The 13,774-nt window shown below is 61.0% G+C and carries 13 protein-coding genes; 10 read left to right on the top strand and 3 right to left on the bottom strand.

Going from position 1 to position 13,774, the window contains the following annotated elements; translation table 11 throughout:
* Window positions 1-19 precede the first annotated feature (19 nt).
* The 6 genes from infB (at window position 20) to RIB87_RS06965 (ending at window position 7,563) form a co-directional block, all read left to right on the top strand.
* Complete coding sequence (gene infB / locus RIB87_RS06940) at window positions 20-2,791, top strand: translation initiation factor IF-2 (RefSeq protein ID WP_350144918.1); 2,772 nt, start codon at window positions 20-22, stop codon at window positions 2,789-2,791.
* A gap of 34 nt (window positions 2,792-2,825) precedes the next feature.
* Window positions 2,826-3,239 (top strand): 30S ribosome-binding factor RbfA, encoded by a 414-nt coding sequence (rbfA, locus tag RIB87_RS06945; RefSeq protein WP_350144920.1) that lies wholly within the window; start codon window positions 2,826-2,828, stop codon window positions 3,237-3,239.
* Between the two features lie 3 nt (window positions 3,240-3,242).
* The gene (truB, locus tag RIB87_RS06950; protein ID WP_350144922.1) at window positions 3,243-4,205 is read left to right on the top strand and encodes a tRNA pseudouridine(55) synthase TruB; all 963 of its coding nucleotides are present in this window, start codon (window positions 3,243-3,245) and stop codon (window positions 4,203-4,205) included.
* Window positions 4,206-4,261: 56 nt separating this feature from the next.
* Entirely contained in the window at window positions 4,262-4,531 is a 270-nt protein-coding gene (gene rpsO / locus RIB87_RS06955) for a 30S ribosomal protein S15 (protein WP_350144924.1), read from the top strand.
* Between the two features lie 206 nt (window positions 4,532-4,737).
* Complete coding sequence (pnp, locus tag RIB87_RS06960) at window positions 4,738-6,855, top strand: polyribonucleotide nucleotidyltransferase (RefSeq protein WP_350144926.1); 2,118 nt, start codon at window positions 4,738-4,740, stop codon at window positions 6,853-6,855.
* A 102-nt stretch (window positions 6,856-6,957) separates the two neighbouring features.
* Window positions 6,958-7,563, top strand: a complete 606-nt coding sequence (locus tag RIB87_RS06965; RefSeq protein WP_350144928.1) for a DUF4893 domain-containing protein — start codon at window positions 6,958-6,960, stop codon at window positions 7,561-7,563.
* 837 nt (window positions 7,564-8,400) lie between these two features.
* Here the strand turns inward: RIB87_RS06965 and fabI are convergent.
* The 3 genes from fabI to fabA all read right to left on the bottom strand — a co-directional run bounded on the left by fabI (window position 8,401) and on the right by fabA (window position 11,193).
* Window positions 8,401-9,327 carry an enoyl-ACP reductase FabI gene (gene fabI / locus RIB87_RS06970; RefSeq protein ID WP_350144930.1) on the bottom strand — a complete coding sequence of 309 codons (927 nt, stop codon included), beginning with the start codon at window positions 9,325-9,327 and terminating at the stop codon, window positions 8,401-8,403.
* Between the two features lie 45 nt (window positions 9,328-9,372).
* Window positions 9,373-10,590 carry a beta-ketoacyl-ACP synthase I gene (fabB, locus tag RIB87_RS06975; protein WP_350144932.1) on the bottom strand — a complete coding sequence of 406 codons (1,218 nt, stop codon included), beginning with the start codon at window positions 10,588-10,590 and terminating at the stop codon, window positions 9,373-9,375.
* 69 nt (window positions 10,591-10,659) lie between these two features.
* Window positions 10,660-11,193, bottom strand: coding sequence for a bifunctional 3-hydroxydecanoyl-ACP dehydratase/trans-2-decenoyl-ACP isomerase (gene fabA, locus RIB87_RS06980; RefSeq protein WP_350144934.1), 534 nt, complete (start codon window positions 11,191-11,193; stop codon window positions 10,660-10,662).
* A 179-nt stretch (window positions 11,194-11,372) separates the two neighbouring features.
* Between fabA and RIB87_RS06985 the strand changes: the two genes are divergently transcribed.
* From RIB87_RS06985 to RIB87_RS07000, 4 genes are all read left to right on the top strand, one after another.
* Window positions 11,373-12,008, top strand: coding sequence for a glutathione S-transferase family protein (locus RIB87_RS06985; protein ID WP_350144936.1), 636 nt, complete (start codon window positions 11,373-11,375; stop codon window positions 12,006-12,008).
* 11 nt (window positions 12,009-12,019) lie between these two features.
* Window positions 12,020-12,469 carry an NUDIX hydrolase gene (locus RIB87_RS06990; RefSeq protein WP_350144938.1) on the top strand — a complete coding sequence of 150 codons (450 nt, stop codon included), beginning with the start codon at window positions 12,020-12,022 and terminating at the stop codon, window positions 12,467-12,469.
* 113 nt (window positions 12,470-12,582) lie between these two features.
* Window positions 12,583-13,035 (top strand): iron response transcriptional regulator IrrA, encoded by a 453-nt coding sequence (gene irrA / locus RIB87_RS06995; protein WP_350144940.1) that lies wholly within the window; start codon window positions 12,583-12,585, stop codon window positions 13,033-13,035.
* 310 nt (window positions 13,036-13,345) lie between these two features.
* The gene (locus tag RIB87_RS07000; RefSeq protein ID WP_350144942.1) at window positions 13,346-13,768 is read left to right on the top strand and encodes a rubrerythrin family protein; all 423 of its coding nucleotides are present in this window, start codon (window positions 13,346-13,348) and stop codon (window positions 13,766-13,768) included.
* Window positions 13,769-13,774: the final 6 nt, after the last annotated feature.

A 13,774-nucleotide genomic window follows, 5' to 3' on the forward strand; every position in this document is an offset into this window, starting at 1 on the left:
AAGGTTTTGAAGGGTTCGCATGAGCGAGACGAAGGATACGGACACCGAAGACGGCGAAACCGGCGGAGCAGCAGGCCCCACCCGGACGCCGCGCGCATCCGGCGGCAAGCTGACGCTTGGCCGCACGGTCGAGTCCGGTCATGTGCGGCAGAACTTCTCCCATGGCCGCTCCAAGGCGGTGCTGGTTGAGAAGAAGCGCCGTCGTGTTGCGCCGACAAAAGACAAGGCGGCAGCCGCGGCTGCTGCCGAAAAGAAGCCTGCGGCGAAAACCGCCGCCAAGGCACCTGAGGCTGTACCGGCAGCAGAGAAAAAAGCCGCCAGCACGCCCGCGGCCGAACAGGCCGCAGCTACGCCTGCCGCGAAGTCCACGGCAAAGGCTGCCTCCACACCAGCCGCCAAACCGGCTGCCAAGCCTGCCGCTAAGTCTGCCGCCAAAAAAGCCGCACCCGCAGCAGCCCCCCAGGACGCCAAACCCGCCCGTGCCGAACGCCCCGAGCGTGAAGCCCGCGCGCGCGGCAACATGGTGCTGCGCACGCTGACCGATGATGAAAAAGACGCCCGCGGTCGCGCCCTTGTAGAGGCCCGCGAACGCGAAAAGACCGAACGTCAAAAAGCCAAGGAAGACGCCGAGCGCCGCAAGATTGCCGAAGAGGCCGAGCGCGTGGCAGCCCTTGAGGAAGCCGAGCGTCTGGCGCAGGAAGAAGAGCGCGCGCGTCGCGAGGCCGAAGCCAAGGCCAAGGCCGACAAGGCCGCCGCCCTGCAGGCCAAGGAAGAAGCCGAAGCCGACGGTGTGCCCCTTGAGCCCGGCGAAGCTAAGCCTGGCGCCAAGACCAAAACACCCACGCCGGTCACCAAGAAGCGCGAAGAAGATGCAGCAACCACCAAGCGCGCGCCCACTGCCGAGCGCCGCCGTGGCCGACTGACCATCTCAAACGCATTGGACGACGAACCGCGCCAGCGCTCGCTTGCCGCCATGCGCCGCCGCCAGCAGCGCGAAAAGCGCGCCCGGGGCGGTCAGCAGGAGCAGGTGAAGGTTCACCGCGAGGTCAAGATTCCCGACACCATCACGGTTCAGGAACTGGCCAGCCGCATGACCGAGCGCGCCGTGGACGTGATCAAGCTGCTGATGGCACAGGGCCAGATGATGCAGATAAATGACGTGATCGACGCGGATACCGCGCAGTTGATTGCCGAAGAAATGGGTCACACCGTCAAGCGCGTGTCTGCTGCTGACGTGGAAGTCGGCCTTGAAGGCACGGACGACGACGAAGCTGATCTGCGTCCGCGCGCGCCGGTTGTCACCGTCATGGGCCACGTTGACCACGGCAAGACATCACTTCTTGATGCCCTGCGCCAGACCGATGTTGTGGCGGGCGAGGCCGGTGGCATCACCCAGCACATTGGCGCCTATCAGGTGCGGATGCCGGGCGGTGAGCGGATTACCTTCCTTGATACGCCGGGCCATGAAGCCTTCACCACCATGCGTGCGCGTGGGGCCAAGGCGACTGACATCGTTATCCTGGTTGTGGCAGGCGATGACGGCGTGATGCCGCAGACCATCGAAGCCATCAATCACGCCAGGGCGGCGAACGTGCCCATCATCGTGGCCATCAACAAGATGGACAAACCTGATGTGGATGCCAACCGTGTACGGACGGATTTGCTGCAACACGAAATTGTCGTGGAAAGCATGTCCGGCGACGTGCAGGAAGTTGAAGTCTCCGCGCTCAAGAAAATGAATCTCGACAAGCTGGAAGAAGCCATTCTTCTGCAGTCGGAGCTTCTTGAGCTCAAAGCCAACCCGGACCGGGCCGCCGACGGCCTTGTGATTGAAGCCCAGCTCGACAAGGGCCGTGGCCCCGTGGCCACCGTGCTTGTTCAGCGCGGCACGCTGAAAGTCGGCGACGTGCTGGTCGCCGGTGCTGAGTGGGGCAAGGTCCGCGCCCTCATCAATGATCGCGGCGAGCAGGTAAGCGAAGCCGGCCCGTCTGAGCCCGTTGCCGTGCTTGGCCTCGGCGGCACACCGGAGGCCGGCGACAGCATTTCCGTTGTGGAAGACGAAGCCCGCGCCCGTGAAATCACTGAATACCGTACGGGCCTCGCTCGCGACAAACGCGCTGCCGGTTCAGCGCGCGGCTCGCTGGAGCAGATGTTCACCCAGCTTCAGACCGCAGACAAAAAAGAAGTGCCGCTGGTTGTGAAGGGTGACGTGCAGGGGTCGGTTGAAGCCATCATCGGTGCGCTCGATAAGGCGGGTACGGACGATATCATGGCCCGCATACTGCACGCAGGTGTTGGCGGCATCACCGAAAGTGATGTCACGCTGGCAGCAGCTTCGGGCGCTGCCATTCTGGGCTTCAACGTGCGTGCCAATGCGCCCGCACGGGATGCGGCCCGCCAGCAGGGTGTGGACATTCGCTACTATGCGGTGATCTACGATCTGGTGGACGACGTCAAAGCCGCCATGGCCGGTGTGCTTGGGCCGGAATTGCGCGAGACGTTCCTCGGCAATGCCGAGATTCTGGAGGTCTTCAACGTCTCGAAGGTTGGCAAGGTGGCCGGCTGTCGCGTCACCGAAGGCACCGTCAAGCGCGGCTCGAAAGTGCGCCTGCTGCGCGATGACGTGGTGATCCACGAAGGCACGCTGTCAACGCTCAAGCGCTTCAAGGATGAAGTGAAGGAAGTTCAGTCGGGTCAGGAATGCGGCATGTCGTTTGAGAACTATCAGGACATCCGCAAGGGCGACACCATTGAGTGTTTCGATGTGACCGAAGTGGAGCGGGTGCTCTAGGGAACTCCGGGGTCATCCCAAACCGGTTACAAACATGCAGCGACGTGAAAAAGCCTCAGGCCCGCGCGGCCCCTCGCAACGCCAGTTGCGGGTTGGAGAACTCATTCGCCATGTGCTGAGTGAGCTTCTTGCGCGCGGAGATGTGCACGACCCGGTGCTGGAAACCACCATCGTGACCGTAACCGAAGTGCGCCCGTCGCCGGACCTGCGCAATGCCCGTGTGGCTATTGAGCCGCTGGGCGGTAAGGGCGAGGCAGACGTGCTGGAAGCACTCCGGCGCAACCGCAAATATCTGCGCGGCGAACTGGGCAAGCGCATGACCACCAAATACACCCCCGATCTTACCTTCGAGATCGACAAGAGCTTCGCCGAGGGCTCCCACATCGACAGCCTGTTGCGGTCGCCCGAAGTGGCCCGCGACACCAACTCAACCGATAAGAGCGACTAACCCATGGGTCGCCGCAAAAAAGGCCTGCCTGTTTCAGGATGGGTGGTGGTCGATAAGCCCGTTGGCCCCACATCCACCCACGTGGTGTCAAAAGTCCGCCGTGCGTTCAACGCGCAAAAGGCCGGGCACGCGGGCACGCTGGACCCGCTTGGCTCCGGCATTTTGCCGGTCGCTCTGGGCGAGGCGACCAAGACCGTGCCCTTTTTGGTGGATGCCTCCAAGGAATACCGCTTCACCATCCGCTGGGGCGAGGCCCGCGACACCGATGACCGCGAAGGCAGGGTGACGAACACCAGCGATGCACGCCCCACCCGCGAGCAGATCATTGCTGGTCTGCCAAAATATATCGGTGAAATCAGCCAGACCCCGCCGCAATATTCTGCCGTCAAGATCAATGGCGAACGCGCCTATGATTTGGCCCGCGACGGCGAAACGGTCGAGATAAAGTCCCGGACGGTCGAAATCCACCGTCTGGAGCTGATCGACCAGCCATCCGCGGACGAAGCAACGCTGGAAATGACCTGCGGCAAGGGCACGTATGTGAGGGCCGTTGCCCGCGATCTGGCGCAGGATCTGGGGACTTTTGGCCATGTGGCCATGCTGCGCCGCCTGCGCGTCGGCCCGTTCAGCGAGGCGGACGCCGTGGCGCTGGACACGCTCACCCAGGCAGGCTCCCAATTACAGGTGGAAAAGCCGGACGATTTGAGCAATAGTCCGCCCGCGCCAGACCCCAAGGCGCCTTTTTTATTGCCCCTTGAGACCGCGCTGGACGACATCCCGGCACTGGCCGTGAGTGGCAATGATGCGGCGCGATTAAAGCAAGGTCAGGCGGTTCTGTCGCGTGGACGGGACGCTCCCATTGTCAACGGCACTGTATGCGCCATGCTTCACGGGCAACCTGTTGCCTTGTGTGAAGCCGGACAAGGCGAGCTTCGCCCCACGCGCGTTTTCAACCTTCCCTCCTGAGGGAAGACATCAAACAGCGCCTCGTTTTGGACGGGGTGCCAAAGAAAGGACGCCCGATGTCGATTACCCAAGAGCGCAAAACAGCGCTCATCAAAGAATACGGCACCAAGGACGGCGACACAGGCTCTCCCGAAGTGCAGGTCGCCATCCTCACCGAGCGGATTGCAAATCTGACGGATCACTTCAAGGGCCACGGCAAGGACAATCACTCCCGCCGCGGCTTGCTGAAAATGGTCAGCCAGCGCCGCCGCCTGCTGGATTACGTCAAAGCCAAGGACGAGCCGCGCTACAAGGACTTGATCCAGCGTCTGGGCATCCGCCGCTAACACACCAAAAACAAACGCCCGCCCCGGCAATTTTCCGCGGCGGGCGTTGGTACAAAAAAATCCGCACACGGATCATCGGGAAGGCCCGCTTGGTTCGCGTGCGGTCCGGCAGAACGGGAAGGCCCGTTTTCCGGCATCTGGGCGGCCCTAGGCAAACGAATGCCCCCGCCCGTGCCACATGACGGCACACGATCAGGAAATGAAATATGTTCGATATCCACAAGCAAGAAATTGAATGGGGCGGGCGCACGCTCACCCTCGAAACCGGCCGCATCGCCCGTCAGGCTGACGGTGCCGTGCTGGCGACATATGGCGAGACAACAGTGCTCGCAACCGTGGTTGCCGACCGGCAGCCAAAACCGGGGCTGGATTTTTTCCCCCTTACGGTGAACTACCAGGAGAAGTATTACGCAGCGGGCAAGATCCCCGGCGGCTTCTTCAAGCGCGAAGGCCGCCCCACCGAAAAAGAAACGCTGACCTCGCGTTTGATCGACCGGCCCATCCGCCCGCTCTTCGTCAAGGGCTTCAAGAACGAAACGCAGGTGATTGCGACGGTTCTGAGCCACGACCTTGAAAATGATCCCGACATCGTGGCCATGGTCGCTGTGTCTGCGGCACTCACCATCTCCGGCGTGCCGTTCCTCGGCCCCATCGGTGGTGCCCGCGTTGGCTTCAAGGACGGCGCCTACATTCTTAATCCGACCACGGACGAACTGCCCGAAAGCGACCTTGATCTGGTCGTGGCCGGCACCGGCGACGCCGTGCTGATGGTTGAATCAGAAGCAAAAGAGCTGGACGAAGACACCATGCTGGGTGCCGTGATGTTTGGTCACCGGGAAATGCAGCCGGTGCTCGACATGATCGTCAAGCTGGCGGAAGGCGCTGCAAAAGAGCCGCGTGATTTCACACCGCCCGACAACTCAGCCCTCGAAGCCAAGGTGCGTGAGATCGTTGAGGCTGACCTGCGGGCGGCTTATCAGATTGCTGACAAGGCCCAGCGTCAGGAAGCCATCGCCATCGCCAAGGACAAGGCCGTTGCGGCCCTTTGCACCGGCGAAGACGGCGCGGCTGATGCTCAGGGCGTTGGTGGGTCATTCAAGGCCATCGAGTCCGACATTGTGCGTAACTCGATCCTTGATACGTCCAAGCGCATTGATGGTCGCGGTCTTGCTGATGTGCGCCCGATTGTCTCTGAAGTGGGCGTGCTTCCGCGCACCCACGGCTCGGCGCTGTTCACCCGTGGTGAAACCCAGGGCCTTATTGTGGCAACGCTGGGCACCGGCGACGACGAGCAGATGATTGATGCTCTGACCGGCACCTACAAAGAAAACTTCATGCTCCACTACAACTTCCCCCCTTACTCTGTGGGTGAGACGGGGCGTGTGGGCTTTACCGGCCGCCGCGAAGTCGGCCACGGCAAGCTCGCCTGGCGGGCTCTGCGCGCCATGCTGCCGGAAAAGACCGAGTTCCCGTACACCATCCGTCTGGTGTCAGAAATCACCGAGTCCAACGGGTCGTCTTCCATGGCAACCGTCTGCGGTGGGTCACTGGCCATGATGGACGCGGGCGTTCCGCTCAAGGGTCCGGTGTCGGGCATTGCCATGGGTTTGATCAAGGAAGGCGACAAGTTTGCCGTCCTGTCAGACATTCTGGGCGACGAATATCACCTCGGCGACATGGACTTCAAGGTGGCGGGGTCTGAATCAGGCATCACGTCGCTGCAGATGGACATCAAGATCACCGGCATCACCGAAGAGATCATGAAGACGGCGCTGGAGCAGGCCAAGGGTGGGCGTATGCACATTCTGGGCGAAATGGCGAAGGCCCTGACGGCAGGCCGCGATGAAGTGGGCGAATTCGCCCCGCGCATCGAGGTCATCACCGTGCCCAAGGACAAGATCCGTGACGTGATCGGCACCGGCGGCAAGGTTGTGCGTCAGATCGTTGAAGAGACGGGCGCGAAAGTGAACATCTCTGACGACGGCTCCATTTCGGTTGCATCCAACGATGCCAACTCCATCAAGGCCGCCATCGACTGGATCCGCGGTCTGACGGCGGAACCTGAAATCGGCCAGATCTACGACGGCAAGATCGTCAAGGTGATGGACTTTGGTGCCTTCGTGAACTTCTTCGGCCCCAAAGATGGCCTCGTGCACATTTCACAGCTTGCCGCCAACCGGGTGGAAAAGGTGTCCGATGTGGTCAATGAGGGCGACAGCGTGAAAGTGAAGCTCCTGGGCTTTGATGATCGCGGCAAGGTGCGCCTCTCCATGAAGGTCGTCGATCAGGAAACCGGCGAAGACCTTGAAGGCAAAGACGACTAGTCTTTTACCTGCCGGAGTGAACTGAAACGGGCGCTGGGGTCACTCAGCGCCCGTTTTTCGTTATCCTGTTTTGCGTGCCCGCCTGAACTGAAAGAACGCGCCATGAGAATTGTTGCCCTTACCGCCACGCTACTGCTTCTGCCGTTTGCAGCCCTCGCCGCAGACGACTGGCGCGAGGTGGCGCATCCCTATGACGTGGAACGGATAGATACGCTGCGCGCCGCCATCAACAAGGGCGACGCGGAAGCACAGGGCGCAGGCTCGGGCTACGAACAGGCCGTCAAAACCCTGCTGATGCATGCCCCCGCCGGTGACATTGATCCAGGCGGGATGGTGGGCACATGGCAGTGCCGCACCATCAAGGTCGGCGGCACGTTCGTAAGGCTGGTGATATACGACTGGTTCAAATGCCGGATCAGCTTTGATGCGGAAACGCTCAAAGTCCAGAAAATCACCGGCTCGCAAAACTTCGCAGGCACGCTCTATGCGGATGGCCCGCGCCGCATGGTGTTTCTGGGCGGCGGTTTTTACGGCTACGAAGACCCGCGCCCCTACCAGGCCGCCGACAGCGCGCGCGGCAGGTCACCGGACAACCGCGACAAGGTGGCGGTCGCCCAGATGCTCAGCCCCGACTGGCTGCGCTTCGTCTTCCCATACCCCGCCCGCGAAAGCACCTACGACATCATCGAGTTCCGCCGCGGCGAGTAGCCCTCCTGTGGCCTCACTCTCGCTTGGTTACGCTGGGGGGCGTGGCTGTTTGGACAATAATTCTCCGGATCCCCGGACCTGATCCGGGGTCCACTGGCATTGCAGCACACCAAAAAACTTTTTTGCAAAAGTTATCCACGGTCGCGCTCATGCCCGCATACTTGTGCTCACCTGCCGCCTGAGGACACCCCGGACCGTCCGGGATTGGGTGGCAGGGTGAATGCCCGGAATGCCGGTGCGCCAGTACCTCCTTGGGAACATGGAGCAAAAACGCATGAGGCGCGGTGTGCGAGTAACGCGCGCATGTCAGATGGGCGGCATATTTCCGGCCCCGGTCACGCCCTGAAAAAGCTGGCCCCGTCTTAAACCGTGCAGTTCCAAAGTGCGGGAGGCGGACGCAAGGGGTCGCGCAACGAGTGTAGGTGTAATCAGCCGACACCGTTGCGGGACGAGATATGCCGAAGAGCATTCATGAGCAGGAGCGCCGCGCGGCGGCAAACTCTTTGCGCAACCACCATCGGCACCGCTTCCGGCGGCGCTCCTGCTCTTCCTCATTTTTGAGGGGGGAGACCATCGACGACCTTCGCAGACCTTATGGTATGCGGGGCTTTTGGTGGTGCACTGCTGCTCCACCCTCGCCATTCTGCTTCCCCGCGGCTTGACCGCGGGGTCCAGGGTTGAACGGCACGGCATTGCCGTATTGCTCTGGGCTCCGCGGTCAAGCCGCGGGGAGGCGGGGCTGTGGGTTTGAGGGCAAGGGTTTCAGGCGTCGGCAAGACATCAGGAGTGTGGACACGTCTCCCACCCATCAGTACACGGACGGCCTATTCAGCGGCGTCATTCAGCCGCGTCGGAGGCACCCGCACTGTCATTGTCTGGAGCCTTCGTAGCGTCATTGCTTTTGCCGTTGCGGGATTTGGCGACCTTGGCGTAGCCGTTGCCAACCAGATCCTTGTCCAGATCGCGCGCCTGCGGCATACCCACCACGTTGTAGCCTGCATCAACGTGGTGCACTTCGCCGGTCACACTGCGCGACAGATCAGAGAGCAGGTAAACACCAGCACCGCCCACGTCATCCAACTCAATGGGTTGCTTCAGCGGTGCGTGCGTCAGGTTCCAGTTGAACACCATCTTGGCGTCTGAAATGGCAGAGCCGGCCAGCGTGCGCATGGGCCCGGCCGAAATCGCGTTGACGCGAATACCGTCGCGGCCAAGATCCACGGCCATGTAGCGCACCGATGCTTCAAGCGCGGCCTTGGCAACACCCATCACATTGTAGTTGGGCATCACGCGTTCAGCGCCCGCATAAGTGAGCGTCACCATGGAGCCGCCCGCCGTCATCAACGGCGCAGCCCGCCGGGCAATGTCCACAAAGGAGAAGCACGAAATATCCATCGTCTGATGAAAGTTCTTGCGGGTCGTATCGACATAGCGGCCTTTAAGCTCGTTCTTGTCGGAATAGGCGATGGCGTGAACCAGAAAATCGATCCGGCCCCATTCGGCCCTCAGCTTTTCAAACACCGCATCCAGCGATGCTTCGTCAGCCACATCCGCCGGCAGCACGAGGGTGGACCCGACGCTTTGCGCAAGCGGTGTGACCCGGCGGCCAAACGCATCCCCCTGATATGTGAAAGCCAGTTCCGCGCCCTGCGCGGCGCAGGCCCTGGCGATGCCCCAGGCAATCGAGTGGTCATTGGCGACGCCCATGATGAGGCCGCGCTTGCCGTGCATAAGGTTGCCTGCAGGCGTCCCGGTTGCAGTCATGATCGGATGTCCCCCATCCACGAACCCCGGAAAGCCGTTACCCGGCTAACCGTTATAACGTTTGAACACAAGCGAACCATTTGTGCCTCCAAATCCAAAACTGTTTGAAAGGACACAGTTAAGCTCCGCGTTATCCACCCGTTTTCGGACGATGTTGGCATCTCCCAAAGCCGGGTCGAGTTCTTCAATGTTGGCGCTTTCACAGATGAAGCCCTGCTCCATCATGATGAGCGAATAAATGGCCTCGTGAACGCCCGCAGCCCCCTGGGCATGGCCCGACAGGGATTTGGTGGCGGAGATCGGCGGCATGTCGTTGCCGAACACTTCACGAATGGCGTTGATTTCCGGAATGTCACCAACCGGCGTCGAGGTGGCGTGCGGGTTGATGTAGTCAACCTTTTCGCCCACGCCGTCGAGCGCGATACGCATACAGCGCGCCGCACCTTCGCCGGACGGCGCCACCATGTCGGCCCCGTCAGACGTGGCACCGTAACCCGCCACTTCCGCGTAGATTTTTGCACCGCGCGCCTTGGCCACTTCAAGCTCTTCCAGCACCACAACGCCGCCGCCGCCGGTAATCACAAACCCGTCGCGGTTGACGTCATAGGCGCGCGACGCCTTGGTGGGTGTGTCGTTGTACTTGGAGGACATCGCGCCCATCGCATCAAACAATGACGAAAGCGACCACGCCAGTTCCTCGCCGCCGCCGGCAAACATCCGGTCCTGCTTGCCCCACTGGATTTGCTCCGTTGCATTGCCGATGCAGTGGGTGGAGGTGGTGCAGGCAGATGCAATGGAGTAGCTCGGCCCCTTGATCTTGAACAGCGTCGAGAGGTTGGCCGAGATGGTTGACGACATCGCCTTGGGCACGCTTGTCGGGCCAATTTTCCGCGGACCTTTTTCGCGGGTGATGTCAGCGGCCGCCACAATGGCCGATGTGGATGGCCCGCCGGATCCCAGAATGGCCCCGGTGCGTTCGTTCGACACTTCGCTGTCTTCAAGGCCTGCGTCACGCACCGCCTGCTGCATGGCGAGATAGGCATAGGCCGCCCCATCGCCCATGAAGCGGCGTGTCTTGCGGTCCAGCACCTCTTCCAGGTCAATCTTCAGCGTACCCGCCACCTGACTGCGAAAGCCCATCTCCGCATAAGTGGGTTCGGCCACGATGCCTGATTTCGCTTCGCGCAGGGAGGCAGACACCTCCTGCGTGTTGTTGCCGATCGAAGACACGATGCCCATGCCGGTAACGACCACTCGCCTCATCGAAAAACCCTCTTCAAAAGGATGTGGAACCTGAACGGTGCGCGCCCGTCTGTCTGGCGCACGCTACCGTTACGCGGTGGACAGGCCGACCTTCAGGTCGCTCGCCTCAAAAATTGTTTCGCCGTCAGCCTTCACGATGCCGTCCGCAATGCCCAGCACCAGCTTGCGGTTCATCACGCGCTTGAAGGTCACGTGATAGGTCACGAGTTTGGTCTCCGGCACGATCTTGCCCTTGAACCGTACTTCTCCGACGCCCAGCGCAAAGCCCGCGCCCTTGCCGCCGGTCCAGCCCAGATAAAAGCCCACCATCTGCCACAGGGCATCAAGACCCAGACAGCCGGGCATCACCGGGTTGCCTTCAAAATGGCACGGGAAGAACCACAGGTCCGGTTTGATGTCGAGTTCGGCAATCATCTCGCCCTTGCCGTTGGCCCCGCCGTCGGCGTTGATTTCCGTCACCCGGTCAAACATCAGCATTGGCGGCAGCGGCAGTTGCGCATTGCCGGGGCCAAACAGGCGGGAATGGCCGCACTCTATGAGGTCGTCATAGGTGTAACTCGACTTTTGGGTGTGCTCGACCTGGTTTTGTGCGGCTGTATCCATGAAAAGTCTCGACGGTTCCTGGTGCGTATTTTTATGTCGTGTCTTAGCGTTGGTAGCACACGCTGCCGACAAGCAAAAGCAAGCAAAATCCGGCGAAACATGGCTTTATGGGGCGGACAAAGCGCCCTGGCGCTGCAAAACCTTATTCCCGCTCCCAATTCAGATGAGAGACTGAGCAGATGATCGTAATCCACCACCTCAACAACTCCCGCTCGCAGCGCATTTTGTGGCTGCTGGAGGAGCTTGGCCTTGAATACGAGATCAGGTTCTACAAGCGCAACGAGATCAACCGCGCCCCACCCGAACTCAAACAGGCCCACCCGCTGGGCAAATCTCCCATTGTCGAAGACGGCGTGCACAAGATCGCTGAATCAGGTGCTGCCGTTGACTACCTCATCCGCACCTATGGCGGCGGCAAATACATGCCCGCGCCCGGCGCTGCGGTGTTTGAAAAATACAACGAGTGGATGCACTACGCCGAAGGCTCCGCCATGGTGCCATTCCTGATGAAGCTGTTCACGTCCATGCTGGGTGAGGGCGGCGAGCCGCTGCAACCCGTCATCGACGCGGAAATCGCGCTGCATCTGGGCTACATGAACGATGAGCTTGGCAGCAAACCGTTCTTCATGGGTGATGAGCTGACCGGTGCCGACATCATGCTCACCTTCATCTGCGAAGCCGCAGACAGTCGGATCGGCCTTGATGGCTACGACAACCTGAGTGCCTATGTGGAGCGTATGCACGCCCGCCCGGCCTACCAGCGCGGTCTTGAAAAAGGCGGACCGTACGAGCTTATCCGCACGCGCAAAGATTAGGCGAAACCACAATGGCAGACCCGGACATCCACCGTACAGGGCGCGTTATCCTGCTTGATCCTGCGGGCCGGGTTTTGCTGTTGCGGTTTTTGGTAGAGCAGGCCGGGGAGCCGTTTGAGTTCTGGGCCACCCCCGGCGGCAGGGCCGAGGAGGGGGAGACGGACCATCACGCTGCCACCCGCGAATTGGCTGAGGAGCTGGGGCTGTCAGTACCGCTGGAAGGCCCGGTCCACAGCCACGCCAGCACCTTTGAGGTCAATGGCCAAACCTGGCGGGGGCAGGACGTGTTTTTCACGGCTCGCTGCGCACCGGATGATCCGGTGTTCAGCGGCGGCACGGATGCGCAGGAGCGCGCCACCCTTCAGGAGATGCGATGGTGGGCGCCGGACGATGTGGAAATGTCCCCGACACCTGTTTTCCCGCCGGATCTGGTGCGTGTTTTGCGGCGGCTTGTGCCTTGACAACCCTTTGATGCACACCACATTTTGACTGTTGTTGTAACCGTTCCAAACACCCGTACACATTCCCCGTACAGATTCAAAGGGTGCCGGGGTTCGTTCCGGCCTTACCGCCCATGCCACCGCTAAATCCGCACGAACGCCCTTATGCCCACACGCTCACCGCGTTGCGCGAAAAAGGCCTGCGCCCGACGCGTCAGCGGCTTGCGCTGGGACGGCTGTTGTTTGAGGGCGGCAACCGTCACGTGACGGCGGAAGCGCTGCATGGAGAGGCTGCGCAAACCGGCGTCAAAGTCTCGCTGGCCACGGTGTACAACACCCTGCACCAGTTCACCGATGCCGGCTTGTTGCGGCAGGTGGCGGTGGATGGCGGGCGGACGTATTTCGATACCAATCTCGACGACCACCATCATTTTTACCACGTGGACGAAGCGCGCCTTGAAGACATTCCAGGCATTGGCGCAGCCGGTGCCATTGAAGTGCATGGACTGCCGGACGTGCCTCAGGGGGCGCGCCTTGAGCGCGTTGATGTGATTGTGCGTGTGCGCGGGAGCAAGGCGGAAGCCTAGGGGCCATTTGCGGCCATACGGCGGATTTTTCTTTTGTCTCAAGGGCTTGCCAAAACCGACACGCACAACGGCAAATTGGTGCTTGATGTTGCTGCGAATGACTCTCAGAAAACCCCCAAAAAATCTTTGGAAAACAAGGCTTTTTGTCCTTGTTTAGACGTATTCCAGTCTTGACGCACAAGCATGTGCCACTACGTTTGCGGTGTACAGCGTCGCCTGCGGTTTCGCGGGCCAGCGCCGCGGACCATACCGGGGCGGATCGCTACGGATTTTACCGTTTGCCTGTTCCTCTATAAGGAGAAACCCTGAAATGTCGTCACTCGCAGAGTCCAAGACCCTCGAAAATCTGAAAGAAGCCTTTTCCGGCGAAAGCCAGGCCAATCGCCGTTACCTCTACTTCGCCCAGAAGGCCGACGTGGAAGGCTACAACGACGTGGCAGCCGTGTTCCGCTCAACGGCGGAAGGTGAAACCGGCCACGCCCACGGCCACCTTGAGTTCATGGAAGCTGTTGGCGATCCCGCAACGGGCGAGCCGATCGGCTCCACCGACAACAACCTCAAGGCCGCCATTGCCGGTGAAACCCACGAGTACACCGACATGTATCCCGGCATGGCGCGCACTGCGCGCGAAGAAGGCTTCGACGAGATCGCTGACTGGTTCGAGACGCTTGCAAAAGCAGAAAAGAGCCACGCCGGCCGTTTCCAGAAGGCTCTGGATACGATGGACGCCTAGTCCACT

The organism is Pyruvatibacter sp. (assembly GCF_040219635.1).
Lineage (GTDB): Bacteria > Pseudomonadota > Alphaproteobacteria > CGMCC-115125 > CGMCC-115125 > Pyruvatibacter.

Coding starts and splice junctions, on each gene's coding strand:
- rpsO (WP_350144924.1), top strand. CDS start 4,262: ATGTCGATTACCCAAGAGCGCAAAACAGCGCTCATCAAAGAATACGGC.
- truB (WP_350144922.1), top strand. CDS start 3,243: ATGGGTCGCCGCAAAAAAGGCCTGCCTGTTTCAGGATGGGTGGTGGTC.
- RIB87_RS06990 (WP_350144938.1), top strand. CDS start 12,020: ATGGCAGACCCGGACATCCACCGTACAGGGCGCGTTATCCTGCTTGAT.
- RIB87_RS07000 (WP_350144942.1), top strand. CDS start 13,346: ATGTCGTCACTCGCAGAGTCCAAGACCCTCGAAAATCTGAAAGAAGCC.
- fabA (WP_350144934.1), bottom strand. CDS start 11,193: ATGGATACAGCCGCACAAAACCAGGTCGAGCACACCCAAAAGTCGAGT.
- RIB87_RS06965 (WP_350144928.1), top strand. CDS start 6,958: ATGAGAATTGTTGCCCTTACCGCCACGCTACTGCTTCTGCCGTTTGCA.
- fabB (WP_350144932.1), bottom strand. CDS start 10,590: ATGAGGCGAGTGGTCGTTACCGGCATGGGCATCGTGTCTTCGATCGGC.
- infB (WP_350144918.1), top strand. CDS start 20: ATGAGCGAGACGAAGGATACGGACACCGAAGACGGCGAAACCGGCGGA.
- fabI (WP_350144930.1), bottom strand. CDS start 9,327: ATGACTGCAACCGGGACGCCTGCAGGCAACCTTATGCACGGCAAGCGC.
- irrA (WP_350144940.1), top strand. CDS start 12,583: ATGCCACCGCTAAATCCGCACGAACGCCCTTATGCCCACACGCTCACC.
- rbfA (WP_350144920.1), top strand. CDS start 2,826: ATGCAGCGACGTGAAAAAGCCTCAGGCCCGCGCGGCCCCTCGCAACGC.
- RIB87_RS06985 (WP_350144936.1), top strand. CDS start 11,373: ATGATCGTAATCCACCACCTCAACAACTCCCGCTCGCAGCGCATTTTG.
- pnp (WP_350144926.1), top strand. CDS start 4,738: ATGTTCGATATCCACAAGCAAGAAATTGAATGGGGCGGGCGCACGCTC.